Source organism: Thermosporothrix sp. COM3 (assembly GCF_059696735.1).
Window position 1 is genome coordinate 5,340,248 of sequence record NZ_AP019376.1, and the last position, 24,942, is coordinate 5,365,189.

General features: G+C 51.7%; 20 protein-coding genes and 1 tRNA gene. 7 read left to right on the forward strand and 14 right to left on the reverse strand.

Annotated features, from left to right (window positions below):
* Positions 1 to 15: 15 nt before the first annotated feature.
* Both cydD and cydC read left to right on the forward strand, forming a co-directional pair.
* Positions 16 to 1,761 (forward strand): thiol reductant ABC exporter subunit CydD, encoded by a 1,746-nt coding sequence (gene cydD / locus KTH_RS22685; protein WP_111325545.1) that lies wholly within the window; start codon positions 16 to 18, stop codon positions 1,759 to 1,761.
* Positions 1,758 to 3,515 (forward strand): thiol reductant ABC exporter subunit CydC, encoded by a 1,758-nt coding sequence (gene cydC / locus KTH_RS22690; RefSeq protein WP_497621189.1) that lies wholly within the window; start codon positions 1,758 to 1,760, stop codon positions 3,513 to 3,515. The genes cydD and cydC overlap by 4 nt, the downstream gene beginning before the upstream one ends.
* Before the next feature lie 68 nt (positions 3,516 to 3,583).
* Here the strand turns inward: cydC and KTH_RS22695 are convergent, their stop codons facing one another.
* Positions 3,584 to 4,435 carry an MBL fold metallo-hydrolase gene (locus KTH_RS22695; protein WP_497621191.1) on the reverse strand — a complete coding sequence of 284 codons (852 nt, stop codon included), beginning with the start codon at positions 4,433 to 4,435 and terminating at the stop codon, positions 3,584 to 3,586.
* A 915-nt stretch (positions 4,436 to 5,350) separates the two neighbouring features.
* A complete protein-coding gene (locus tag KTH_RS22700; RefSeq protein WP_497621193.1) occupies positions 5,351 to 6,664 on the reverse strand; it encodes a hydroxymethylglutaryl-CoA lyase-like TIM-barrel protein in 1,314 nt (437 codons plus the stop codon).
* A 159-nt stretch (positions 6,665 to 6,823) separates the two neighbouring features.
* Here KTH_RS22700 and KTH_RS22705 point away from each other — a divergent pair, with 159 nt between their 5' ends.
* Together KTH_RS22705 and KTH_RS22710 are read left to right on the forward strand one after the other, a co-directional pair.
* On the forward strand, positions 6,824 to 8,185 hold the full coding sequence (locus KTH_RS22705; RefSeq protein ID WP_497621195.1) for a citrate/2-methylcitrate synthase: 1,362 nt from the start codon (positions 6,824 to 6,826) through the stop codon (positions 8,183 to 8,185).
* Between the two features lie 12 nt (positions 8,186 to 8,197).
* Entirely contained in the window at positions 8,198 to 8,764 is a 567-nt protein-coding gene (locus tag KTH_RS22710; protein ID WP_497621197.1) for a peroxiredoxin family protein, read from the forward strand.
* Positions 8,765 to 8,771: 7 nt separating this feature from the next.
* Here KTH_RS22710 and KTH_RS22715 read toward each other — a convergent pair whose 3' ends face one another.
* The 6 genes from KTH_RS22715 to KTH_RS22740 all read right to left on the reverse strand — a co-directional run bounded on the left by KTH_RS22715 (position 8,772) and on the right by KTH_RS22740 (position 14,757).
* Positions 8,772 to 11,138, reverse strand: coding sequence for an ATP-binding response regulator (locus KTH_RS22715; protein ID WP_497621199.1), 2,367 nt, complete (start codon positions 11,136 to 11,138; stop codon positions 8,772 to 8,774).
* Positions 11,139 to 11,205: 67 nt separating this feature from the next.
* Positions 11,206 to 11,814 carry a chemotaxis protein CheW gene (locus tag KTH_RS22720; RefSeq protein WP_111325538.1) on the reverse strand — a complete coding sequence of 203 codons (609 nt, stop codon included), beginning with the start codon at positions 11,812 to 11,814 and terminating at the stop codon, positions 11,206 to 11,208.
* A 15-nt stretch (positions 11,815 to 11,829) separates the two neighbouring features.
* Positions 11,830 to 12,225 (reverse strand): response regulator, encoded by a 396-nt coding sequence (locus tag KTH_RS22725; protein WP_111325537.1) that lies wholly within the window; start codon positions 12,223 to 12,225, stop codon positions 11,830 to 11,832.
* A gap of 248 nt (positions 12,226 to 12,473) precedes the next feature.
* Positions 12,474 to 13,283, reverse strand: a complete 810-nt coding sequence (locus KTH_RS22730; protein ID WP_111325536.1) for a hypothetical protein — start codon at positions 13,281 to 13,283, stop codon at positions 12,474 to 12,476.
* Positions 13,284 to 13,411: 128 nt separating this feature from the next.
* On the reverse strand, positions 13,412 to 14,539 hold the full coding sequence (locus tag KTH_RS22735; RefSeq protein ID WP_111325535.1) for an ATP-binding protein: 1,128 nt from the start codon (positions 14,537 to 14,539) through the stop codon (positions 13,412 to 13,414).
* Positions 14,540 to 14,685: 146 nt separating this feature from the next.
* Positions 14,686 to 14,757, reverse strand: a tRNA-Asn gene (locus tag KTH_RS22740).
* Between the two features lie 303 nt (positions 14,758 to 15,060).
* Between KTH_RS22740 and KTH_RS22745 the strand changes: the two genes are divergently transcribed.
* Positions 15,061 to 16,209 carry a helix-turn-helix domain-containing protein gene (locus KTH_RS22745; RefSeq protein WP_111325534.1) on the forward strand — a complete coding sequence of 383 codons (1,149 nt, stop codon included), beginning with the start codon at positions 15,061 to 15,063 and terminating at the stop codon, positions 16,207 to 16,209.
* Between the two features lie 115 nt (positions 16,210 to 16,324).
* Here the strand turns inward: KTH_RS22745 and KTH_RS22750 are convergent, their stop codons facing one another.
* Positions 16,325 to 17,521 carry an MFS transporter gene (locus KTH_RS22750; protein ID WP_211326347.1) on the reverse strand — a complete coding sequence of 399 codons (1,197 nt, stop codon included), beginning with the start codon at positions 17,519 to 17,521 and terminating at the stop codon, positions 16,325 to 16,327.
* A gap of 324 nt (positions 17,522 to 17,845) precedes the next feature.
* Between KTH_RS22750 and KTH_RS22755 the strand changes: the two genes are divergently transcribed.
* Complete coding sequence (locus tag KTH_RS22755; protein WP_111325532.1) at positions 17,846 to 18,634, forward strand: DeoR/GlpR family DNA-binding transcription regulator; 789 nt, start codon at positions 17,846 to 17,848, stop codon at positions 18,632 to 18,634.
* Positions 18,635 to 18,691: 57 nt separating this feature from the next.
* On the opposite strand, the gene KTH_RS22760 is transcribed toward KTH_RS22755, so the two are convergent.
* Both KTH_RS22760 and KTH_RS22765 read right to left on the reverse strand, forming a co-directional pair.
* Positions 18,692 to 19,573: a DinB family protein gene (locus tag KTH_RS22760; protein WP_111325531.1), complete on the reverse strand. Its 882-nt coding sequence runs from the start codon at positions 19,571 to 19,573 to the stop codon at positions 18,692 to 18,694.
* A gap of 65 nt (positions 19,574 to 19,638) precedes the next feature.
* Positions 19,639 to 20,229, reverse strand: coding sequence for an O-methyltransferase (locus tag KTH_RS22765; protein ID WP_246046337.1), 591 nt, complete (start codon positions 20,227 to 20,229; stop codon positions 19,639 to 19,641).
* Between the two features lie 430 nt (positions 20,230 to 20,659).
* On the opposite strand from KTH_RS22765, the gene KTH_RS22770 reads away from it, so the two are divergent.
* Entirely contained in the window at positions 20,660 to 21,589 is a 930-nt protein-coding gene (locus tag KTH_RS22770; RefSeq protein WP_111325530.1) for a class I SAM-dependent methyltransferase, read from the forward strand.
* Here KTH_RS22770 and tpiA read toward each other — a convergent pair.
* From tpiA to gap, 3 genes are read right to left on the reverse strand one after another with little or no spacing between them, the layout of a single operon-like run.
* Complete coding sequence (gene tpiA / locus KTH_RS22775) at positions 21,576 to 22,370, reverse strand: triose-phosphate isomerase (protein WP_111325529.1); 795 nt, start codon at positions 22,368 to 22,370, stop codon at positions 21,576 to 21,578. The genes KTH_RS22770 and tpiA overlap by 14 nt on opposite strands.
* A 21-nt stretch (positions 22,371 to 22,391) precedes the next feature.
* A complete protein-coding gene (locus KTH_RS22780; RefSeq protein WP_111325528.1) occupies positions 22,392 to 23,585 on the reverse strand; it encodes a phosphoglycerate kinase in 1,194 nt (397 codons plus the stop codon).
* A gap of 3 nt (positions 23,586 to 23,588) precedes the next feature.
* Positions 23,589 to 24,602 carry a type I glyceraldehyde-3-phosphate dehydrogenase gene (gene gap / locus KTH_RS22785; protein WP_111325527.1) on the reverse strand — a complete coding sequence of 338 codons (1,014 nt, stop codon included), beginning with the start codon at positions 24,600 to 24,602 and terminating at the stop codon, positions 23,589 to 23,591.
* Between the last annotated feature and the right edge of the window lie 340 nt (positions 24,603 to 24,942).

The following is a 24,942-nucleotide window of genomic DNA, read 5'->3' on the forward strand; positions in this document are numbered from 1 at the left end:
AGGTGGTAACGCACCATGAAAAAAGACTTTCGCCTGTTACGTCAGGTGCCTCATCTGTGGGCATACATTGCAATCCTTCTGGGAATCAGCACGCTGGCAGGGCTTTTCACCGTTCTTCAGGCGTTCACCACCACCCGCATCATAAACCATGTCTTCCTTGCCAGACAGGCACTCGCTCAGGTAGCGGTGCCTCTGGCATTCTTGCTTGTTGCTATCGTCGGGCGGGCGCTGCTTCACTGGGTCAGTGAAGCGGTTGCGCATTCGGTTGCTGGAACAGTCAAAGCCAGACTCCGCGAACACGTCTTTCAACATGTGCTGGCTCTAGGACCAGCCTATACCCGTGGTGAACGCAGTGGCGAATTGACGACCACGCTGACTGAAGGGATTGAAGCAATTGACGCTTACTTCAGTCAGTATATTCCTCAGGTTATTACAACTGTTATCATTACTGGCCTGATGCTGGTTGTTGTCTTCTTCTTCGACACGCTTTCCGGGATCGTGCTGCTGGTCACCCTGCCGCTGCTCCCCTTCTTTATGATCCTGATCGGGAAAACAGCGGACGCGCTGACCAAAAAGCGCTGGTCCGAAATGAGCCTGATGAGCGCTCACTTTCTCGATGTGCTGCAAGGGCTGACGACGCTCAAACTGTTTGGACGCAGTAAGGAACAGCGAGAAAGCGTGAAGATTGTCAGCGAGCGCTACCAAACAGCAACCATGAAGGTCTTACGGATTGCCTTTGTCTCATCGCTGGTTATGGAACTGGGCGCGACCATCAGTACAGCCATCATCGCGGTCGAGATTGGTCTGCGACTGCTCTACGGGATGATGCCATTTGAACAGGCTTTCTTCATTCTGTTGCTCACCCCGGAATTCTACCTGCCCATGCGCTCATTGAACAGCCAGTTCCATGCCAGTATGAACAGCGCCGCAGCAGCACAACGCCTCTTCGATATTCTGGAAATACCGCTTCCCGCGCACCACACGCCAGCGGCGCCGCAGATACCAACGCTGCAAGCACAGCTCTCGCTTCATAACCTCAGCTATAGCTATGCACAGGAGGAAGAAGGGCAACCAGCCGTGCAGCATGTTTCTTTCGATATTCGCGCAGGCGAGACCGTGGCGCTGGTCGGCCCCAGTGGCGCAGGCAAGAGCACGCTAGCTCAATTGTTACTACGGTTTCTGGAACCAGATAGCGGTGAAATTCTGGCTGATGGCGCACCCATCCACCTGTTTCGGGCAAAAGACTGGCGACAACTGGTAGCCTGGGTGCCACAACATCCCTACCTGTTCAATATGAGCATTGCAGATAATATTCGTATCGGGCGTCCAGAGGCAACCCGGGAAGAGGTCATTGAAGCCGCGCGAAAAGCGCACTTACACGACTTCATTCAATCACTGCCCCAGGGATATGATACGGTCACAGGCGAACGCGGCGCACGGCTGAGCGGCGGACAGGCCCAACGTCTTAGTCTGGCACGAGCCTTTCTTAAAGATGCCCCTTTCCTGCTGCTTGACGAGGCAACGTCAACCCTTGATCCCGATACTGAAGCTCAGATCTTACAGGCAATCGAGACGCTACGACGCGGGCGCATGGTGCTGGTGATAGCGCACCGACTCAATACCGTGTATACCGCAGATCGCATTGTCGTGCTGCAAGCAGGACGGGTAGCCGCCAGCGGAACCCATAGTGAATTGATACAGCGCTCCGAGCTGTATCGGCAACTGGTAAGCGCCTATAACCAGGAGGAGGCAACGTTATGAAGCATACAACAGCACGGCTGCTCGCTTTGATCATGCCCGTCAGAAAGTGGATGCTTGGCTCCATCTTCTTTGGCGCACTGACAGTTGCCAGCGGCATTGGCCTGATGGGCACATCGAACTTTCTGATTTCAATGGCGGCGCTCCATCCATCGATAGCGGCGCTAAACGTTGCCATTGTCGGTGTGCGCTTCTTCGGCATCGCTCGGGGAGTGTTTCGCTACGCCGAACGCCTGACAACGCATGAGGCAACGCTGCGCCTGCTGACCAACCTGCGAGTCTGGTTCTACGCGGCGATAGAGCCACTTGTACCAGCAGCATTCTCGCAAAATAAGCAGAGCAGCGGCGATATACTCTCGCGCGTTGTCTCGGACATTGATACGCTGCAAAACTTCTATACGCGGGTGATCGCGCCTCCGTTGATCGCGATTCTGATTGGTATCGGTGTCTTTCTCTTCCTGGGAGCCTATGCCGGAATTTTCGCGCTGACCTACATCGCGTTCTATCTGGTTATTGGTCTGCTGGTCCCCTTTGTGACCCATAAACTCAGCCGTCATACAGGCGAGCAGATTGTCCAAATACGAGCACAATTATCCTCATACCTGGTGGATGGCATTCAAGGAATGGCCGATCTGGTCGCCTTTGGCATGGAAGAAAGGCAGCTCGCCCAGATCCAGAAGCTGAATAACCAGCTCATAAGTCTACAGAAGCGGCTGGCGCATATGCGTGGTCTCCAAGCGACAATCACAAACCTGCTTATTAATGTGACAGGCGTGCTGATCCTGCTGCTGGCGATCCCGATGGTGTTGAACGGGCAACTGAACGGCTTTATGCTTGCGCCTCTCATGCTTGCGACCATTGCCAGCTTTGAGGCAGTTCAACCGCTACCTGCGGCATGGCAGGATCTGGGAAGCAACCTTCAGGCCGCGAAACGCCTCTTTGAGGTTGCCGATACTCCTGCAACTATCAAAGAGCCAGAGCAAGCAGGGCCAGAGCCTCAGCGTTATGATATTCAACTGAAAGACATTACATTTCGATATACTCCTGAAGATATGCCCGCCCTGCATCACATTGATCTGGATATTCCTGATGGTTCCTGTGTAGCTCTGGTTGGTGTGAGTGGGGCAGGAAAATCCAGCGTGTTGCGCTTGCTTCTGCGCTTCTGGGAGTATCAGGAAGGAGCAATCACCCTGGGCGGCTACGATCTCCGCCGCTTTCGGCAGGAAGATATTACTCGCATAACCAGCGTCGTTTCTCAGGAGACCTACCTGTTCAACACAACCATTCGAGAGAATTTGCTTCTCGCACGGCCTGAAGCCACAGAAGAGGAGCTTATTCGCGCAGCGAAGCAGGCCCAGATTCATGACTTTATCAGTGGACTTCCTGAGGGCTATGATACCCGTGTCGGTGAGCAGGGCTATCGTTTCAGTGGAGGCGAGCGGCAACGCCTTGCCATTGCCCGGGCCTTCCTAAAGGATGCGCCCATTGTGCTCCTGGATGAGCCCACCGTCAACCTTGATCCGGTCTCCGAACGAAAGGTACTTCAGGCGATCCGCGAGCTCCGCAAAGGGCGCACCACCGTGTTGATTACCCATCGCTTGATTGACATGGATATGGCCGACACAATTGCGGTCTTCCAGGAGGGCCAGATTGTTGAACGCGGAACCCATCAAGAGCTACTGCGTCAGGAAGGAATGTACTGGAGACTGTGGAAGCAGCAGCATAGTATGCTGGCCTCCAGACTTGAAATCGCCTGAAATCATGCTCTGTATCGTCCTCACAAAAGAAGGCCGGCGTGAGTAAACACCGGCCTTCTTTTTGTCGGTTATTGTTGCGCTCCCTCGATCGCCTCCGGCCTGAGACTCAAGGGAGTCTGCAAGGCTTTGATATAGCGTTCTGCCGAGCGCTGTACAGCATTATAGGCATCTGCTGCAACATATTTCTCGAACCAGGCACCGTACAACCGCTCAAATGGATAGGCGGCCACCGCTTTGCTCATGCGCTCCACCTCGGAGGCGGGCAGGGGAATCATATTGGGATAGCTATACATAAAGGTGAGCCAGCGCCGATCAGAAACCACCTGAATAATATCTCCACTGAGCAACAGCCCTTTCCCTTCGGCTCCCTGTGCCCAGTGCAGCACCGTTCCACCGGCGAAATGACCACCAAGCCGAAGTAGCGTGATCCCCTCCATTAGCTTCAGGGTGTCCCCAGACCAGAGCGTAATCGATGGGTCAGAACGCATAATCCAGTGCTTATCGGCCTCATGGAGATAGATCGTTGCATGAAAGCGCTTTGCAATATCCACCATGCCTGTATAGTAGTGCGGATGCGAGATGGCAATAGCCTTGATACCACCATGTGTTTCAATAAACTCAGCCGTCTGCTCATCGATGAACGGGATACAATCCCAGAGCACATTTCCCTGAGGTGTCTGCACCAGCAGAGCGCGTTGACCGATAGCAAAGGTGGGAGTAATACCGATGCCGATTAAGCCCGGCTCATGCTCAACAATTTTATTTTGATGCCCTTTCGCCCGCAACTCTTCAATCGTGGTCCACTGCTGCCCGTTATAGCCAACATACTGCCGATCATCTTCACATACCGGACAATGAGCAGGAGGCTGCTCGCTCTCAGAAAATTGTGCGCCGCAAGTCGCACAGACCCAGTTCTTCATATAATCTCATCCTTTCCCACAAGGAAGTGTATCGCTTCTCCTCTCCGATCCCCTCACAACGCCTATTCTAGCATAGCGCCAGTGCAGAAGCACCGGCTAACAGGGCAGTATGCATCTCCCTTTTGGACAGTTCTTTGAGGCACTACTGTTTCACGTGAAACACTTCCTTTGCTCTCCCTTTTCTGAATCCCTGATGTTTCACATGAACCAGGCAAAAAGAGGATCTACCGGATTGTGGTTTGCACTCTTGTTTATCTTATAGTTACTTCTGTCTATTTTGTTTATTTGTATTAACTGATAATAAAATCGGTGAAAGTGCCGTAACCAGTCCCAAATCATGCGTAATAAGGTATACAACTACGCAAATTGTTACTATAAACAGTACTCGTATATATGTGCTGATGTCATGTTTTAAGTGGGTCATCAGTCGTGTTTTTTTCTTTGTTGATTTTTTCGCAGTAGTACGCTTCGAACACTGCTGCTTCGATATTCTGGACATAGAGAATACTCCCTTCTTTAAGAAAGAAAGACTCTAAAAACTTTATAGGCTTTAAGGGAGATTGGTTATCTAACGGTTATAAGCTACTATCTTGTATCCCAAAAATGGCTACTTCTATCGTAAGTAGTATTTACAGAAAGAGAACCCTCACTCCCACAAATAAAGGCTTGAGAAATGCTAGTTGTGGGTTGAGAGGCGGGGGAAATCAGGGGAATTATCTATTTAACAGGAATTATTACACCCATGAAGAATATATTTATCTGAGTGCTACACATATTAAAGCGTAGAATCATGGGTAATACCATTGGCTTCACTGCTGAGTTCAGTGTTTCACGTGAAACATTCGGATTCGAGAAAAGAGAAAAGCCGGACATCTTCGGATGTCCGGCTTCCGCATTGAGATAAAGGATATACAATCAAGCGGGCACATTGCCGAGATGCTGTTCCACGATTGGGTGTAGCTCTTCCCACTCCACACTTGTCTGTCGTCCGTTGTCGAATTCGCCAATCAGCCAGTTGTGAATAGCAAGCAAGCGGGGATCATCTTTTGCGAGTTCAAGGCCCATATGTTGCCGAATCACAAAGATCAAGCCAGCAAGTCCGCTCTCTTTTGTTAGAGATACTTCCAGCGGGCGCCCAAGTAACTGAGGGACATTAAAGGGGGCATACATCCACCAGAACTTATTCAGGCCATCGGCATGGACGCCAGCGCGGGTCCGATGCGCATCTTTTCCATACAGCGGATACTTGGGCGGAATCGGTTCGCCCATTTCGGCGTAGAGTTCAGTCAGCTCATTCAAGACCGTAAAATCGGGCCGCTGCTCCTGAAAATAGCCCATGCCAAGCACATGTAACAGCACGCCTTCCAGTGGCGCATTGCCAGTACGCTCGCCCTTACCAAGCAGGGTGCCATTAATCACAGAACAACCGGCTCGAATAGCGGCCAGACAGTTCGCCACAATCAGCCAGGTATCATTATGCGGATGGAATTCCAGATCTTCAGATTGTATGCCAAGCGTGCGAATTTCCTTAATAAGCCGGGGTACACTTCGAGGCAGCGCCACATCTTCATAGGGAAGACCCAGACCCATCGTATCGCAGACGCGAATCTTCGGGCGTAGCTCATTTCCATAAGGAGCCGCCAGTTCCTGTACTGCCTCGATAAAGGGCTTGATGAAGTCCATCGGAGCTCGGGTTGCGTCTTCCAGATGGAGGCGCGGGCGGATACCGGCCTCAAGCGTCAGCCGGACTGCTTCCAGATACGTCTGTGCTGCCTGATTGCGTCCACCGGGCTTGAACTTATGGAACGTATGATAATCAGAAGAGGAGGCCAGCATTCCGGTTTCACGAATGCCGAGACTCTGAATCAACGCGACATCTCTGGCAGTCGCACGAATCCAGGTAGTTGGTTCGATGGGTGCTCCCGCACGATACCGCTCTAGAGCACCTTCCAATGCCTTACGATCAGAAGGACGATAGACAAAAAACTCAGCCTGGCGAATCGCTTTTGATGCCCCGGAAAAACGGCACATAATATCGTAAATGCGCAGGCTCTGTTCGGTAGTCAAAGGAAGACCACCCTGCTGCCCATCACGGTGCGTCGTCTCAGTCATCCAGACGTCGGCAGGCAAAGTTGCCGGGCGTTCAGTCCAGACATAGGCAGGGAAGGCATCACGCGGAAAACTCTCAAGAAAGTACTCCGGTTGCTCCGGATCAGGAATAGTTCGCATCAACGCTGATCTCCTTTATCACAACATCATTGTCTTTTTTTCATCTCCCCTGCCAGCCACATCAACACTATCCATTACCTTTACTGTAGTGAATTGACATCAACCCTGTCAAGGTTGATAATACAGTCAACGTAAGATGGTTTATCAGGAAGCGCTCTAGTGACGCCAACCTCGATCTATGCTATTTTCTTTGTAGAAGTTCTGACATTGCGGAAGAAGGGACAGGAAACGATGGTAGAAGGACGGCATTATTTGACGGCACGAGAGGTTGCCAGCACGCTGGGTGTTAGCCTCGAAACAGTCTATGCATATGTGAGCCGAGGAAAATTGCGCCCGGTTCCAGAATCGGAACGTATTGGCTATTTTCGCGTGCTGGCCGCACGTGAAGGGCATAGCGAAGACTGGCTCAAAAAGCAGGTACAGAAGAGCAAGCTCTATCTCGCTGAGGACGTACAGCGCTTGCTTGATCGCAAATCGTATCGCAAAGACCCGATTCCTCTGACGAACGGAGCCATTCACTGGGGCACGCCTGTATTGGAGTCGGCATTGACCCAGATTACAGAGACCGGGCTGTATTATCGAGGACAGGATGTCGCAAAGCTGGCCGCCGAATGCAGTATTGAACAGGTCGCGGCACTGCTCTGGAGCGGAGAAAGTGCCAATGAGACTGAGATCTTTACCACACAGACAGCGCTCCCCCTGCAACACTACCTTGATACCATCAAACGAATGGGCGAAGAGCTGGCTCCACTGCAAAGATTGCAAATCGCGCTGGCACTGGCAATGAAGGATGATCTCGCCTCGTATGATCTCGATACCCAATCGCTCAATCTGATGCGTACAGGAGCGCGCATCTTGAAGCTGCTGGTTGCCGTTGCCACCGATAACAGCCAGATCACCGGCTCCCTTGCCGCCCATCTTCAGGAAAACTGGCGTCCCGATGCTCCGGCCACGCAGCAACTCTTCAATGCTGCACTTATTGCCAGTGCGGATCACGAGCTCAACGCCTCGTCATTTACAGCGCGTGTTGTGGCTTCAGCAGATGCTCAACCCTACCTTGTGGTTACGGCTGGATTGGCAGCCTTGCAGGGCTTCAAGCATGGAGGGAGTATTATGCTGGTTGAAAGCTTGCTACGTGAGATCGGGACAGAGCCACTGGCCCGCCAGGTTGTCGCCTCGCGTCTGAAACGGGGTGAATGTATTCCCGGTTTCGGCCATCGGCTCTATGCCAACGGTGATCCCCGAGGGGCGATTCTGCTGCATCAGCTTGAACAGGACTATCAGCATCACTCGGCGATGCGGCTGATCCACGCGACTATTGAGGCCGTCTATGCACTGACAGGGAAACGCCCGAGTCTGGATCTGGGACTTGTTGCGTTAGCACATGTGCTGGGCCTGCCCGAAGGGAGCGCTCTGACGCTCTTTGCACTCGGTCGCACAGTTGGTTGGATCGGGCACGCGCTTGAACAATATCAAACGAAGCAGATCATTCGGCCCCGAGCGCGCTATGTAGGGGTATAAAAGGGGAATCCCATGCAAGCAAAAACCATTATGCGCCTGAGCGCTGCCCTGATTGCCGTAGGAACCATCATCCTGATTATCATTGGGCTACTTCAACCAGCACAGAAAACCGGACTCCTTCCCACAACAGAGAGCAGGCAGGGAGATACTATCGTTGGCTCGGAGCCGGGAAATGCCGCGCCTAATTTTACCCTGCCTGCTTATACAGGCAAGAATATCAGCTTGAGCGATCTTCGTGGAAAAACCGTCATACTCAATTTCTGGAGCATGAGCTGTGCCAGTTGTCTGATCGAAATGCCAGATCTTCAACAGGCATATTATGAACTCAAAGAACACAGAAACGATATTGTGTTGCTTGGTGTCGAAGCTCGCGAAGATGACGCCAGCCAATTTCTTGAAAAGCGGCATCTTACCTTCCCAATCGTAAAAGACCAGGATGCCAGTGTCTGGCAACGCTACAACATTCGAGGCATACCGACAACGTTCCTTCTCGATCGCAATGGCATTATCAAGCAGGTGCACGAGGGACCACTATCAGCAGATATGCTCAAAGCGCTTTTGCGACAACATGGCCTCTAGCGCTCTATTAGACTGGCAATGAGAGATAGCGCCGAACCGTTGTAAGCAGATCATCCAGAGCGACCGGTTTTGTCAGGTAGGCATGAGCCCCTAGCTCTCGCGCCCGCTTCTTATGTTTCTCTGAAGAGCGCGAGGTCAGCATCACTATCTTGACCTCGGCCAGTTCGGGATACAGTTGCATCGTGTTCAGCACATCATACCCATTTAGATTGGGCATCTCGATATCCAGCAAAAAGACATCGGGAATATGCTCAAGCAACTGCTGGAGCGCTTCTAGCCCGTCACTGGCTTCCAGCACAACAAAACCCTCCCGTTTCAGTGCCTGTAGAAAGGTCTGGCGTTGCGACACCGAATCGTCCGCAATCAGCACAGTCGGCTGGCGTAACGGTTGCCTGACCGATGCATGTGGTTCCCCTCCATTGCGCCGCATAGAAACAGAGGACGCAATCAGCTTTGAGAGATCCAGGTGTAGCAAGACGCTCCCCTTGCCGTCTTCTGCGGTTGCGCTGATACCCGGGCGCTGAAGATAGGGAGGTAAACGCTTCATCATCACATGCAGTATTCCAACAACCTCATCAACCTCCACGCCAACGCGCATATGTGAGCCGCCAACCTGCTCTAATATCAGCACTGTAGGCACACGCTTTTCCGCTTCTGTGGCGGCAGGAAGGGCTAGCAGATCATTCAAATAATAGGTGCGGTCCAGCGCTTCGCCCTTGCCATCAGAAACACGCTGTATCTGCGCAAGCGAGACCACCATATGTTGATCTCCGGCTCGTAGCAGCAAACAGCGCTGCTTCCCACGCAAAACAGGGACGCGCACCTGAAAGCTGATGCCACCAATATCATTACGCGACAGGGTGATTGAGCCGTGCAGACTCTGGATAGCGGGTTGAACGTGTTCCAGCGCCCCCCCATGAACACTCATAGAAAACCCAATTTCCAGCCTGATCTCACCGTTATGTGTTGAAGCATGCAAGCGGATTGAATGCTCCTTTTCGGAAACGGTGAGATCATCTTCCAGCACGCCAGCAAGGCAGGTATGCATCAGGTGAACCAACGGCTCAAACAGGGCCATCAGAATCTCATAATCAACTTCTAGCGTCTCCCCCTGTAGATCCAGGTGCACGCGATTCTGAAGCACCGGGTAGAGTCCAACAATCGTAGCCAGTCGATCAAAGAGTACGCGTAGCGGGGTCAACCGAAGCTGGTGGACGCTCTGCTGTGCCTGCTCCGATTGCTGCATATACTCCTGTAGAATTTGCTGTAGTCGAGCATAGGCCGTCTGTACTCGTGCGGTCGCAACCGAGACATCCATGATTGCTTCAGACAGCGACCGAAAGAGCAGATCTTTATCGGTATAGCGCTCAATGTCCAGCGTATCCCAGGTTTCAAGCTTCTCCAGTGGAACCTGTTGTTTGCTCTCAGTAGTCTCGGGCGCTCTGTTCTGCCGCATCTGTTTCATTTGTAAGATGCGGTTAATCAACGATGAGGAGGCCGAGAGTTCCTGTGCAGGATGAAGCGGGATCTCGTTAAACAGCAGGGTCGAAAGCGAAGGCTCAAGTCGGCGCAGACGCGTGCGAGCAGCCTGTAAGTCCTGTAGAGCAGACTGTACCTGTAATTGCGCGTTTTCCAGAGCTGAATGCAAGTCAACAACGCGATCAGCCTGCGCAATCAATTGACCAAGTCGTTCGTCCCAGAATCTTTTCTCGGGCTGTGGAAGCTGCGTCATGTCGCTCCGAGCTTCCGAAGAATGCGCTGCTTCAGGTGCTGGTTCTCCCCTGATGTTCAGTTCTTCCAGGCGAGCAAGCAACTTGTGCAACGGTGCTTCGGGTTCCTGCCCGGCATCCATAATCTCCTCAACAGTCCGGGCAAGCGCTCCAGCAGCGGTATCGAGCACACCGAGGGCCTCGGCCCCGACGATTTCCCCCTTCAATACCCGTTCTGCCAGAAGCTCAGTCTGATCTCCAATGGCGGAGAGGTGGGTAAAGCCAACTGCGCCAGATGTGCCACGAATCTTATGTGCAGCTCGCTTGATAGCGTTCCAGCCCGACAGATCGGCAGGGTGGGCCAAAAGGTGTGTGAGAGCATGCTGTACCTTCGCCAGGTCTTCCACAACCTCCGAGACAAAAATAGTCAGGATGTCGTCGTCATTTTCCCCCTCAGCAGGTGACGAGATCTCGTTCGCTCCAGTTGCAGAGGAGGGAAGCCGTGAATCATCCATCTCCTCAAACGCTCTCAGGACGGCCAGATCATCCTCGGTCAGGGTCTCCTCATGGGGATAATCAGAGTCTGGCTCGTCCTCCTGCCATCTTTCAAAATCCTCATACATGGTGATCCTGGCAGATTCCTGCACAATGCAGGAAAATGCCATCTTCCTCCTGCGCTCTATCGCTCAACCAGGTGTAGCGAGAAATACAATCGTTCGGGGCAGCATCTTCTTACAAGGCCTCAACATCTCTCATTCCTCCGCTCAGTTGCTGCACAATCTCGGGGAGAAGAGCACCTATATCCAGCAACAGGGTCTGCTCTTCCAGGAGTGTTTCAACGCCCCGCACCATCTTGAGGGCTGTGGGCGGAAGATGGTTGAAAGGCGTATCGGCGCCAGCAGGAAGAATCTGCTGAGCATCCAGCGTCAGCGCAACAACTGTAGAGACCAGGAAGCCAACCGAAAGCTGATCCTTCTGCACAACCAGAAGGGAACCATCACGCGCATCGCCAGATGCAGGTGCGCGCCAGAGATACATATTCAGGTCTACAACCGGGATCGTTTCGCCATGCCAGCTTATCAACCCGAGCAACCAGGGAGGAGAAAAAGGGAGTTGCGCGCAGGCAGGTAGGGGAAAAATGACCTCGCGCACAGGCTGTTGTGGAAGGATACAGGGGCCACGCCGAAGCGTGCACAACAGGTACTGCTGAGCAGCCGAGGGGACAGCAGTAGGAGAACTCTGCGCGGCCTCAGACGCCAGTTGCCAGAACTCCTCATCACTGATGTGCTCAAGGGAGTGAGCATAAAAACGAACGGGACCAATCCCGGAATCACTCTCCATACAAGAAACCTGTCACTATTTAGAAATAGGGGAACCTAGATGCGACTCAACAATAGCAACCACTTCTTGCGTTTTAAAGGGCTTGGTAATATAATCCTTAGCCCCGGCAAGGCGGCCTTTCAAGCGATCGATGACACCATCACGGCGTGAGAGCATCACAATGACAGTATTGGCAAACTGAGGTTTATTTTTCAGGCGACGAGCAACCTCATATCCATCTACTTTCGGGAGACCTATATCCAGCAGAACAAGATCAGGAACCTGTGCATCCGAATTGGTTGTTAGCCAGCGCATTGCATCGACACCATCATTGAAGCTGCACACCTGAAAGCCAGCGCGGCCCAGACATGTCTCAATGATCTTGCGCACCGTTGCGGAGTCATCTATAACCATTACCAGTTTATTGCTCATGCTAGTATCCTCTTTCTCTACAACCCATCTACCCACCAATTGTACCCAATTTACAGGCAAATACACAAGAGAAGAAAACGGCCAGATGGAGAGAAAGAAGGTTTCTTCCTCTCCAGCGGCTGTATCACTGAGTATCAACCAATCTCTAAAAGACACATTTTATAGTAAGGATGTTACCATAAGCGAGAGGCAAGTTTCAACCTATTCGACATAAAGAAATGCTTAAAATTACAGCATTTCTCAATCGTTCAGGAAAAGGGAATTCCGTGTAGAAACCGTTCAATCAGGCGAGTGCGATACTGCCGAGAGAAGTCAACAATATTCGATGGTCCCTCATCCTTCAGTCGTGATAGCTCCTCCTCCGCAAGCTGACGCAGCAAATCGGCATCCGAATTCCAGGCCATATCGTACATGATTTCAACCAGCTCATCATCTCCCCGCCGCTGCTCCAGGCGTTTCAGCCAGAAAGCAAAGAGGCGCTTCAGCCAGCCAGTTCGCTCCTCATCTGAGAGCAAAGGGCGAAAAGACGTGTCGTACCCAACCGAATTGCTGGCTTCACTGAGCAATGCCGCCAGAGACGGAATAAATTCATCAATGACCTCATCGAACAGACGGTCAATCTGGGTATTACGAGAAGACAACCGTGCATCCAGGATCAAAGCATAAAGTCCCAATGCATTATAATAATCGTAATGCACCGTACGCAGCTCTGCCTCATGCAGCAATTCTACCAGGTCAGCACGAAGCACTTTCAACGATTCTTTCTGTTCCAGGCGAACGGGATAATTGTCAATACGTTGTCGATAAGCGCCTAAATCCATTGGTGGCAATGAAGGGTGTTTCTGGGAAGGGATAATAATAACCTCATCATCATCCCAGGCATCAAGCGTTCTTTCCGCTTCCCAGGCATCCTCTTCCTGCGGTTGAGCATCCAGGGAATGCAGAGTTGCAGCCACTTCAGCTTGCAATTCAGGATGACGTGCAAGCAGTACTTCCAGTACATGAAGAAGCTGTTGTTTGCTTGCGTAATGTAAGCGGCTCCCTGGTTCGGGCTCCATAGCGCGACCTCCTGCGCCTCAAGTACATTGCACGGGAAGAACAATACTCATAATTAAATATACGAGAAAAAGGCAGAGATCGCTTTATTTTCCTTACAAAGGAGAGAGACAAGCACGTATTCACTACATTATTTCAGGGCATTGCTTCCCGCATCATGCACCACAGGAAGGGTGAAGCTAAAGGTGCTTCCTTTCTCAACCTTACTTTCGGCAAAAATCCGTCCGCCGTGAGCCTCAACAACCTGGCGGGCAATCGCCAGACCCAGCCCGGTTCCGCCACCGCCAGGCCCCATATAATTCGCTTTAGAACGCGCACGGTCCGCTTTATAGAAGCGCTCAAACACGCGTGGCAGCTCCTCTTCACGGATACCAACACCGGTATCGCGCACAAAGAAACGCTGCATATGCTGCTCCGCAAGCGGGTGCGTGCCAAGTACAATCTTGCCGCCAGAGGGCGTAAACTTGATCGCATTGTGTACAAGGTTGAACAGGACGCGCGTAATCAACTTGCTATCAGCGGCAACCAGCGTGTGGCCGTCTGTAATCTCAGTCAGCAAGCGTACCCGATGGCGCTGTGCCAGGGGGAGCATACGGGCCATTACTTCACGAACAAGCTGTTCGGCCTCCAGCGGTTCTATCATCATCGGAACCTGTCCCGATTCCAGCCGGGAAAGCTCTAAAATCTCAGCGACCAGACTGGAAAGGTAATGGATCTCGGTCTCGATTTTTTCAACAAACTCCTGTGCCCGCTCCGGATCTGTATCGATGACATCTTCAAGCGTCTCCGTCAGCAGGCGAACGGAGGTTAGAGGCGTGCGCAGTTCATGAGAGATGTTGGTCAGGAAATCACGCTGCGCTCGCTCGAGACGCCGAACTTCACTGATATCTTCAATGGTTAACAGGAAAAACTGATAGGGGGTCTTCTCTGAAGGGACGCCTGCCGCATGCACCATTGGAGTAACAGCTACTTTCCAGGAAATATTCTCTCCCTGAGGTTCAAGCAGCTCACGTACAGGAGCCGATTTTTCGATTCCTTCCTGCACAAGATCAAGCACGGCAGGTTCTTTCAAAAGCGAGGAAAGGCAGGCTCGCTCGGGCAAGCGAGTCAGCGAGCAAAAGTGTAGGGCAGGTTGATTGGCATATCGAATCGACAGTGATCGATCAACAACAAAGGCTGCCAGCGGCAGCGATTCCAGAAGATGAAGAAACATCTGACGATAGTTGATACGAGTGCTGTTGACCAAACGAATCACCATCCTTATTAAAACATGCAGTCACCTTTTTCTTGTGCCCTTTACAGTATAGCTATTCAAATCGTGAAGCGCAAACGGGAGCGCATTTCCCCCCAATGACAGAGCACGAGAAAGACAAAAAAAAGGAGGGTCACTTTCGTGACCCTCGGCTCCCCGAGTAGGATTCGAACCTACAACCCACCGGTTAACAGCCGGTTGCTCTACCGTTGAGCTATCGAGGAATGTCGCCTCTCGTTGACAGTTGGTAGTATATACTAATTGCATTGTTTAGTCAATAGTTTTTTTGGCCTTTTTCTGGCAAACAGAAAATTTTCCTCTGGATTTCCTCCCCCACCTCGCAACAGCAAGGGCTCAGAAAGGCCAGCAGCGGTCAGCAACGCGAAAAACAGGCAAGGACCTGCTATGGTCAATAGAGAGCAGAAGACTTTCTTTGTTTCTGATATTTTAATATCTTTTTACTTGACGCGAGAAAGAAAAGGCTTTATAAATGGTGGTTAGTGCATAAAACGCGAGGTTGAGATGCTATGGAACAACCAAACCGCCTGTTACGAATGGCGCGAATCAAAAAGAGCTGGACAGTTGAATTTGTCAGTCACAAAGTAGGGGTCAGTCCCAATACCTATACACGATGGGAAGCAGGCCGTCAGGTACCGCGTCACGCTTCTTTACGCGCACTATGCAGCGTCTTTGAGATGACCCCTGAAGAGCTCGGGTTTTCAGGCACATTACAGGCCCGAAAGAGTCAGGCCCGAATCGAAAAACAGCAGGGCTACAAACTGGAAGCGATTCGCCAAAAGCTGGAACACTGCTCCGCCACGATCGCGACAAGCTGGCAAACCTATCAGGAAGGCGGGCAAGCGGATCTTGAGCGCGTACTTCCGGGCTATCTTCTGCAACTGGGCGAAATCACCCTGTACCCCGGACCGGAACAGCAGCGAGCAGCCACACTGACAGCACAGCTCTATCAACTCCTTGCCTTGCTTCAACTGCAACACGGCGACTTTGTTTCGGCTCAGGCTCACGGCACCCAGGCGCTGGTGTACAGCCAGATTGCCAGAGACTGGAATCTCTATATTGCCTCGCAAATACATCTCGCCACCATCTTTACCACGCGCAAACGGATCGGTTCTGCCCTTGTCGCCTATAATGATGCGCTCCGGCTGATCAATATCACCAGAGACGCTATTTCACCCCTGCTTCATAGTCGTATTTTTGCCGGTCTGGCCGAAATTCAGGCAGCGATGGGCCGTGAAAAGGAAGCTATGCAATTCCTGCAACTGGCAGTCACCGTCTTTCCAGAGACCCCAGAGATGGACCCCGGCTACCCTTTTACCCGCTGTGACCGCACGATCCTGTTTCTCTATCAGGGATTGGTTCTGTTGCGTCTTGGCAAGCCCCGCCTTGCCTGGAAAGCCTTTGAACAAATTGACGGCATCCAGCCCGCGCCTGCACCGCGAGTGCGAGCGGAATTTCTACGCCACCGGGCCTATACCTCTATCATGCTTGGCAACATGATTCAAAGCTGTATTTATCTGGAAGCGGCCGCCAGAGCAGCGCAACACATTAATAGCGAGCTTGCTTTCAGCGAATGCTACACGCTTTACGAACATATGCTTGCTCTCTGGGGAAAAGAAACACGGGTTCGCCTGCTTGCCCACCTTTTTCAGCATTGAGCCAGAAGGGAAGAGTGTTTCACGTGAAACATTTCACCATTACGCGCCAGACGTCTCCATTGCATGCGTGATCGAAAAGTATGTTTCACGTGAAACACCGGAGAGTTTCACGCGGTTATGCCTGCTCTTCCTGAGCCACAGGAGCCGCGTGAAGCAACAGCCAGAACAGGAACATCAGCAGAGAGGTAACGACCGTAAAGGGCATCAATATCCAGAGACCAAAGTACTGTGAAATCGTACCGACCAACCAGGGGAAGAGCGCCGCCCCCATACTTCCCAGGCTGGTCAAGAAGCCCACTGCGCTCGGTAAAAGCTGGTGTGGAGCAAACTTCGGCATGATGGCAATCACGATCGGGAACATCGGAGCCAGACTGAATCCAGTCAGAAAGAAGCCAAAGATGGCGATCGTCTGCACCGGAACCAGCCAGAGGATCAGCAACCCGAGGATCGTTCCAGCAAGGCAATATATCACCATATTCTTTGGTCCAGTATATTCGGTCAGCTTCCCCAGTATCAGCCGTCCAATCGCAAGACCGAGCCAGTAGCCACTAACAACCGGACCCATCAGAACGGGATCCCCATGTCGCTCTTTCGTTAAAAAGCTATACCCCCAGGAACCAAGCGTAACCTCGGTACCGACATAGAATAACAGGAAACCAGCCGCCAGCCAGACACTCTTCATACTCAGTGTGGCCTTGAGCAGCCCGCGTCCACTCCCACGCTCGCTCTGTTCCTGATTCCCGCCCGCGATTCTCTGTTTACGGAAGGTCCAGCCCATACCGAACAGAGCGATCAGCCCGAGAATCAGCCAGAGAGCGTACGCGGAGTTCCAGCCAAAGCGAAGGGCAAGCACGCCGGTGGCGATGTTTGGCCCGAGCCAGGCACCAACGCCGTAAAAGAAGTGAAAATAATTCAGTAAGACTGTGCTTCGCGGGAGCATCGCCATAAGGGTATTCAACCCCGCGTCCAGCAGCGCAATCCCAAATCCAAGCATCAGGTAGAGCGGCAACAGGACATAAAACCAGGGTGGAGCCAGGCAGAGCGCCAGAAAGCTGGCACAAAAAATGAGGCAACCGAATAATAACGCACGTTCTTTGCCAAAGCGAGCAACCAGTAATCCATTGTTGAAAGAAGCAAGCAAATACCCGAATGTGCTGAACAGAAACAGCAGGCTGATAGTTGCATTGTTGGCCTGATAATGCGCGCTGATGTTGGGAAGCAACACCCCCAGCGCACCATCATTCACCCCAACCATAAAGATAGTATAGAATGCGACGGCGACAAAAATGCGATAAAAATGCGGGGTATGCACTTCTTGTGATCGGACAGTTTTTTCACCAGTGGGCATGGAACCTTCTTTCCAGGATGAGAAAGCAAAAGCGGCCTATAATACCTGAGCATAATCTACCAGGAATAACCTATCAAGGAACGCCTGCAATACGAGATGACAATATCATACGCACAGCACTGTTTCCTTGACCCCGGCACTAAAACGCAATATAATGCATAACCAAGATAATACACGCAAATATCGACATTTGTCAACGAAATCATCTGCGCCATTTGGAAGGATCAAAGGATCTACCACTGTCCATAGAGGGGCAGATCAGAGACGTATGTGCGGGGTAAGAACACTGTGTTAAAAGAAGAGAGACAGCAACGTATTCTGGAAATGCTGCATCAGGACGGAAGCGTGCTTGCCAGCGAGCTCAGTGACGTTCTCTCCGTTTCCGAAGATACCATCCGAAGAGATTTAAGAGATCTTTTTGAAGCAGGGCTGATTCAACGTGTTCACGGCGGAGCCGTGTTGCGTGCGCCCCGCTTACGCTATAGTGAGCGTGTACAGCAAACCATTCAGGGAAAAACAGCCATAGCCCGAGCCGCCATACAGCTTTTACGAGACGGACAAGTTATTCTTATGGATGGAGGAACAACAACCTTACAGGTAGCTCGCTCCATCCCCTATACGCTCCACGCAACAGTGATTACCAACAGCCCGGCCATCGCGATGGAGCTTGCCGAGCATCCAAATGTAGACATGATTCTTCTGGGCGGGCCGCTCTTAAAATCAACGCAGACAACAGCAGGCATAGAGACAGTAGAGGCGCTGCGTTCCTATCAGGCCGACATCTGCCTGCTTGGCATCTGTGGGCTGCACGTAGAGGCAGGTATCTCCACGACAGAGCGTGAGGAGCTCTATATTAAAAAGGTCATGATCGAACGATCCGCCGAAGTGGTCGCACTTGCTTCAGCAGAGAAGCTCAATTCCTCAACGCCCTACATTGTCGGACCGCTCAAATTGTTGACGCATCTTGTAACCGAAGCCTCCGTGCCAGAAGAAGTCTTAATGCCCTTTCGCTATCTGGGAATCACAACGATCAAAGCAGAGCCCACAGAAACCGCAAACGAGAAGATCCGAGCCTGAAAGGAAGCATTTACCCAAAGTACGCCTTTCATCTGCTAACTTGAGCCGGGACAAGAGTCAAATCAGGCAGAGCTTCGGTAGCAGCCCTCGTATACCGGCAGCCGTACGCAGATTGCCCCAGACCATCATTTTCCCGGTGGCCAGAGCGCGGCGCATGCTTATCTGTGCAGTGATATACAACAGGAATGCATGCGCACCGGGAAACCAGAGCGAGAGCGCCGGATGAGCAAGGCTTCCTTTCCCCACACGGGCCTGCTCATCAAATAGAAGGAACCAGTGCCCACCAGCCGGGCCACCAATATGCCAGTTCACGCCCCCTTGAACATCGGGAAAGAGTTCTCGTCGATAGACAACCGGCATGATCGCGAAGAGGCGCAGGATATTCCGTTGAAGGTAGTCCGAAGGATATTCGTTCCAGAGCGGTTTTGCCCCTATAGCCTTTGACAATAAAGCCGTATGAAGGAGCGCGGGATGAATAATCTGTAACGCCAACAGTTCAGCGACAACAGGAAAGCGTCCAGCAAAATGCAGGGGAGCTGACTGCAAAAATTCCTCGGCCCGTAAGTGCGGTATAATTGCTGCCGTACGCTGCAAAGCGCTGAGAAACGAATGGAGTAATAACTGAGGCATGGTCACCTGAGCGCCATCAACATCAGATTGAACAGGAACCGGGAGTTCAACATTTCCCTCCGACAACGGCTCACCGGTTAACGCCTTTTCAAGCGCTTCAAGATAGAGTTCGGCAGCAGTGCTGACATGGACCAGCGCATCAAAAAGCGTCCAGCCCTCTTTTGAAGGCCGGTGTACCCAGGATCTGGGGGTAATTGTTGCAAAAAAATCAATTAAGTCATTCTGTAAACGCTCTAGATCAGCCAGCAGAATTTCAGGAAAGAACGCCGGTTCTCTCTGTAGAGCAAGCGTTCCAGGACTCTTCATCATTCCGAATTCCCTTCCACCATCAAAAAGTGTTCAAAGCCCATAAGAAAGATGAAAATAGAGAGATTTCAGGTACGATAGGCGATGCTCAAGCCCTTGCCAACCGGAAGCACAAGGTGCTCAAAATCGGACAGGGCCGCAATAGCCTGAAGATAGCCAGCGATTTCCTCGGGATGGGAAAGGACATTATCAGCGCAGAGCATCACATCCCGCTCAAGGTGTGGGAGGAGTAGCGAGAGTTGAGCAGGAGCGCTGAAACGATCAGCGTCAAAAAAGACAAAATCAAACGGTCCTTCCAGATCCCTGATAACCTCGGTCGCATCGCCACAAAGCAATGTCACCTGCTCACGAAGCCCCGCCTGCCGTAAATGGGCATCAGCCAGCATATGCTTTTGCGCCTCTCGATCAATGCTGAGTATATGCCCCTGCTCTCCAGCAGCCCAGGCAAGCCAGATCGTGCTATAGCCAGCCGAGGTCCCGACCTCTAGAATGCGTTTACGCTTGCTGCTCCGAATCAACAGGCTGAGTACCTGCGCTGTTTCAGGTTCCAACAACAGCATTTTTTCACGGCGTTCCTGCGTGCGAGCATCATGTTGCTGTCCCTCTTCATAGATATGGCGCAACAATAGTTGGAGTTCCTGCGGCATACTCGTTTGCATTGCTTACTTTCTTTCTCCTCCTCAGATCTTCCTTGTGCGTAGCCCATCCCTTCATCTTTTCAGACGAACAGAATAAGTAGATGAAATATCTATTGGTGAAAGATGAGAAAAACAACCTTTGCAGACTATAATACGACATTTCCAGATAGCTGACAACAGACCCGACGCTCCAACTGAATCGCCCGCTAACTCAACAATGAACATGTTCTCCTTCTATGCTTGCCTGCCAGCTTAACACATGTTCTATAAGCTTCTATTTTTGCTACTTTGTTTTCTTATTTTTTGACAATTTCTCTCTGATAAGACATTATATAAACAAGAATAGCTTATTTTACCAGAAAAGCGAAGGACAAATAGCAATAGATGTAGACATAACAGGTCATATGAACAGCAACAACTCTTTTTAAGAGCAAATCCAGAGGGAGAGACCATGTTCACAGCCTCCGACATTACACAATATGGCAAAGTAGCCATTATAGATAGAGATAATCCAGTTGAAATGACACGTCAGACACTCCAGAATAAGCTGATCAACACCTATCTACTTCATGCGGCAGAAAACACCTCAATGCTGCTCCCAACGACCGGGCGTATTCTCGATATCCCCTGTGGAGGGGGAGCCTGCACGCTGGATATGGCATTTGCCTATCCCGATTTTGATGTGATTGGCATTGATAGCCACAAAAGGCAGATAGACTATGCACATGCCCAGGTCCAGGATCTGGATAACATAGACTTTGTGCAGATGGATATTCGAGAGGGACTCGACTTTCCGGATGCCTATTTCTGTCTGGTTCATATGCGCTTCCTTGCATCTTTTGTGCAGGACGAAGAATGGCCATTTGTGCTAAGCGAGTGTCATCGTGTACTACAAAACGACTCGTTCATATGCATGATTGAATGTGACCCATGCCGCACCAGCAGCCCTGCACTGGAACAGCTAAGCGCCTATTATGCCGAAACATTGCAGAAAAAAGGGCTTCGCTGTACACCGGTCGGAACGCCACACCAGCTAGGAAAGCCATTGGATATCGCCTCACTCCTACAGGAGAGCGGCTTCACCATTCTTTCGCAGACAGTCTATCCCCTCAACTTTTCGGTAGGAACAGCGGCACATAACGGGATGTTACAGAACATAGCCGCCTTCTTACAGCTTATCCAGCCATTTCTGACGAAGAACGGCACAGTCAGTCAAACGAGATTCGATAACCTGTATCAGCAGGCGCTACAGGAAATGGTCGCGACCACATTCACCGGACAGTGGGATATTCGTGTTGTGACCGGCCAAAAAAAAGCAAGTTTCGCACAAGCAGCTTGCTCATGCGAAACTCAGCCCTCCCGGGAGCCTAGCCCTTTATGACATCTATCGTCTTGCGCACAATCTCGACAAAGTCGGGTTTGAGACTTGCGCCACCGACCAGTGCTCCATCAATATCGGGATGGGCAATGAACTCAGCAATATTCTCAGAAGTGACGCTGCCACCGTAGAGAATACGTACCGCGTCTCCGGCCTCTGTGCCGTACATTTCGGAATATTGTTCACGAATAAAGTGAACAACAAGTCCCGCCTGCTCCGCCGTTGCAGCTTTACCGGTCCCAATCGCCCAGATTGGTTCATAGGCAATCACAGCTCGTGCAGCCTGCTCAGGGGTAAAACCGGCCAGGCTACCCTGTATCTGAGTTCGGATTACCTCCTGTGTTGAGCCCGACTCGAACTGTTCCAGATTTTCCCCAATGCAGATAATCGGTCGCAGTCGGTGGGCGAAAGCGGCACGAGCTTTCTTATTTACCAGTTCATCTGTTTCACCGAAATAGGTTCTGCGCTCAGAGTGGCCCAGGATCACGCTAGTACAGAGTTCCTTTACCATTGCAGGAGCGATCTCACCGGTAAAAGCGCCCTTCTCTTCGTAGTACATATTCTGTGCCCCCAGTTCGATACGCGGGGCAGGCATTGCATCTACGACCTCGCGCACGGAGCTCAGCGAGATAGCTGGAGGACAGAGAAGACACAGAATTCTCGGATACGAGCGCATCAACTGGCCCAGAGAAGGCATGATCTCCATCGTAAATTCAGATGCCTTCTGCGGACCATAATTCATTTTCCAGTTTCCTGCAATAATGGCAGTACGAGATGTAGGCATACGGAACTCTCCTCTTCGCTTTTATTTATCCTGTAGGGCTGCCACGCCGGGAAGGGTACGGCCTTCCAGAAATTCCAGAGAAGCGCCGCCACCGGTCGAGACATGGGACATCTTATCTGCCGCCCCGGCCTGCTCAACAGCAGCCGCGGAGTCTCCGCCGCCAATAATTGTCGTTGCGCCCTGTGCAGTTCGCTCAGCAAGAATAGTGCACATCGCGTTTGTGCCTTTGGCAAACGCTGGCATTTCAGCCACCCCGAGCGTTCCATTCCAGACAATCGTTTGAGCCTCAGCCAGCGACTTGCGGAACCGATCCACCGTCTCAGGTCCGATATCCAGAATGCGCCAACCAGCAGGAACCGCGTCGAAGGAGACCACCTTATGATTCGCGTCAGGGGCAAAGCGATCAGCGATCACGACATCGACAGGCAGAAGGAATTCAACACCTTTCTCCCGTGCCTGTTGGATCAAAGAGCCCGCCACATCGAGCTTGCTTTCCTCAAAAAGAGAGTCGCCGATCTCATATCCCTGAGCTTTCAGGAAAGTATTCGCCATACCGCCACCGATCAGAATACCATCGGCAAGCGTTAGCAGACGCTCCAGAACCGCGATTTTATCGGAGACCTTCGCGCCACCAATAATAGCCTTGAAAGGGCGCTTCGGATTTTCAAGCGCAGCGCCGAGATAGTTGATTTCCTTCTCCATCAGGAAACCCGCAACGCCCGGCAGATAGTGGGTTACTCCTTCAGTCGAAGCGTGGGCCCGATGGGCGGTCCCGAAAGCATCATTGACATAGAGCTCTCCGAGGGACGCAAGCTGTTTCGCGAACGCAGGATCATTCTTCTCTTCCTCTTTATGGAAGCGAAGGTTTTCGAGCAGAAGGACCTGACCCGGCTGTAGCGCTTTTGCTTTCGCCTCGACGTCTGGTCCGACACAATCATCAGCCGTCTCCACTGGCCGCTTGAGCAGTTCACTCAGGCGCTGCGCCACTGGCTTCATGCGCATACTTTCGACAACCTGCCCTTTCGGGCGGCCAAGATGCGACATCAGCACCACGGCTGCCCCCCTATCAAGCAAGTAGTTGATAGTGGGCAGCGCGGCGACAATGCGCGTGTCATCAGTAATGTGCAGATCTGAATCCAGTGGTACATTAAAATCTACCCGGACCAGAACCCGCTTGCTGGTTACATCAACATCGCGTATCGTCTTTTTATTCATGGTTTAGATACCCTTTTGACCAACGAAGTTCGCCAGGTCAGCCACGCGGCAAGAGTAGCCCCACTCATTATCATACCAGGCAATGACCTTGACCATTTTCTCACCAAGAACCATCGTCAACGAGCTATCAACAATTGAGGAACGCGAATCGCCCCGGAAGTCGCTGGAAACCAGAGGCTCATCAGTGTAACCGAGAATGCCCTTCAGCGGACCCGCGGCTGCTTCCTTGAAGGCATTGTTTACGGCCTCTTTAGTAACAGGCTTGGTTGTGGTAGCAACGAAGTCGACAACGGAAACGGTCATTGTTGGTACGCGCAGAGACATACCGTCGAAGCGGCCCTTCAACTCGGGGATAACCAGAGCCAGAGCGCGGGCTGCACCAGTAGTGGTTGGAATGATATTGGAAGCAGCGGCACGGGCACGGCGCAGATCCTTATGCACAACATCAAGGATACGCTGGTCATTAGTGTACGAGTGGATGGTATTCATCAGGCCGTACTCGATCCCAAAGTTGTCAAACAACACTTTGGCAGCCGGGGCCAGACAGTTCGTGGTACAGGAAGCATTAGAGATAATATGATGCTTCGAGGGATCGTACATGTTGTCATTGACCCCAAGCACGATTGTGATATCTTCACCTTTCGCCGGTGCAGAAATAACGACTTTCTTTGCACCGCCACGCAGGTGAGCAGCCGCCTTTTCCGCGTCGGTAAACAGGCCGGTGGACTCAATCACAAGATCGACCCCCATATCACCCCAGGGGATCTGAGCCGGATCTTTCTGGGCAGTGACGGTGATTTTCTTGCCATCAACGATCAGGTAATTCTCTCCTGCCTCAACTTCACCTTTGAAATGCCCGTAGGTGGAATCATAGCGCAGCAGATGAGCATTCGTCTTTGTATCTGTCAGGTCGTTAATTGCGACAACTTCGATTTCTTCGGGGTGACGCTCCAGCATCGCCTTGAATGACTGGCGTCCGATACGTCCAAAACCATTGATACCTACACGAAGAGCCATACAACTGTTCTCCTTTATAGCGTAATATATTTGGACAGGTTACACGCCGGATACACAGGTGCGATCCAGCGACAGCAAGTGTTCTACTCCTGGCACATGGTACCCGGTCCTCACAGGCAGCAACACACAATGTACCAATGACGGTAGAGGCAAGAGCATGCAGAGACATACCACTCCCTTGCCAGCCTTTTTCCGCCAGTCTGCTTGCAGAATCGCATCTCCATGCAAGAAGTGAGGTCAAAGATAGTGTACCTGGAAAACCAAAGCACACACTTTCATTTCTCCTCACGCGTGGAGTGCTCTTCTCGCTTCAGCTCTGCCTGCGCTAAGTGATAAGGGC

Bases quoted from the DNA above. Each gene is read 5' to 3' on its own strand.
- cydD (WP_111325545.1), top strand. From the start codon at position 16: ATGAAAAAAGACTTTCGCCTGTTACGTCAGGTGCCTCATCTGTGGGCA.
- cydC (WP_497621189.1), top strand. From the start codon at position 1,758: ATGAAGCATACAACAGCACGGCTGCTCGCTTTGATCATGCCCGTCAGA.
- KTH_RS22695 (WP_497621191.1), bottom strand. From the start codon at position 4,435: ATGAAGAACTGGGTCTGTGCGACTTGCGGCGCACAATTTTCTGAGAGC.
- KTH_RS22700 (WP_497621193.1), bottom strand. From the start codon at position 6,664: ATGCGAACTATTCCTGATCCGGAGCAACCGGAGTACTTTCTTGAGAGT.
- KTH_RS22710 (WP_497621197.1), top strand. From the start codon at position 8,198: ATGCAAGCAAAAACCATTATGCGCCTGAGCGCTGCCCTGATTGCCGTA.
- KTH_RS22715 (WP_497621199.1), bottom strand. From the start codon at position 11,138: ATGGCATTTTCCTGCATTGTGCAGGAATCTGCCAGGATCACCATGTAT.
- KTH_RS22720 (WP_111325538.1), bottom strand. From the start codon at position 11,814: ATGGAGAGTGATTCCGGGATTGGTCCCGTTCGTTTTTATGCTCACTCC.
- KTH_RS22725 (WP_111325537.1), bottom strand. From the start codon at position 12,225: ATGAGCAATAAACTGGTAATGGTTATAGATGACTCCGCAACGGTGCGC.
- KTH_RS22730 (WP_111325536.1), bottom strand. From the start codon at position 13,283: ATGGAGCCCGAACCAGGGAGCCGCTTACATTACGCAAGCAAACAACAG.
- KTH_RS22735 (WP_111325535.1), bottom strand. From the start codon at position 14,539: ATGGTGATTCGTTTGGTCAACAGCACTCGTATCAACTATCGTCAGATG.
- KTH_RS22745 (WP_111325534.1), top strand. From the start codon at position 15,061: ATGGAACAACCAAACCGCCTGTTACGAATGGCGCGAATCAAAAAGAGC.
- KTH_RS22760 (WP_111325531.1), bottom strand. From the start codon at position 19,573: ATGATGAAGAGTCCTGGAACGCTTGCTCTACAGAGAGAACCGGCGTTC.
- KTH_RS22765 (WP_246046337.1), bottom strand. From the start codon at position 20,229: ATGCAAACGAGTATGCCGCAGGAACTCCAACTATTGTTGCGCCATATC.
- KTH_RS22770 (WP_111325530.1), top strand. From the start codon at position 20,660: ATGTTCACAGCCTCCGACATTACACAATATGGCAAAGTAGCCATTATA.
- tpiA (WP_111325529.1), bottom strand. From the start codon at position 22,370: ATGCCTACATCTCGTACTGCCATTATTGCAGGAAACTGGAAAATGAAT.
- KTH_RS22780 (WP_111325528.1), bottom strand. From the start codon at position 23,585: ATGAATAAAAAGACGATACGCGATGTTGATGTAACCAGCAAGCGGGTT.
- gap (WP_111325527.1), bottom strand. From the start codon at position 24,602: ATGGCTCTTCGTGTAGGTATCAATGGTTTTGGACGTATCGGACGCCAG.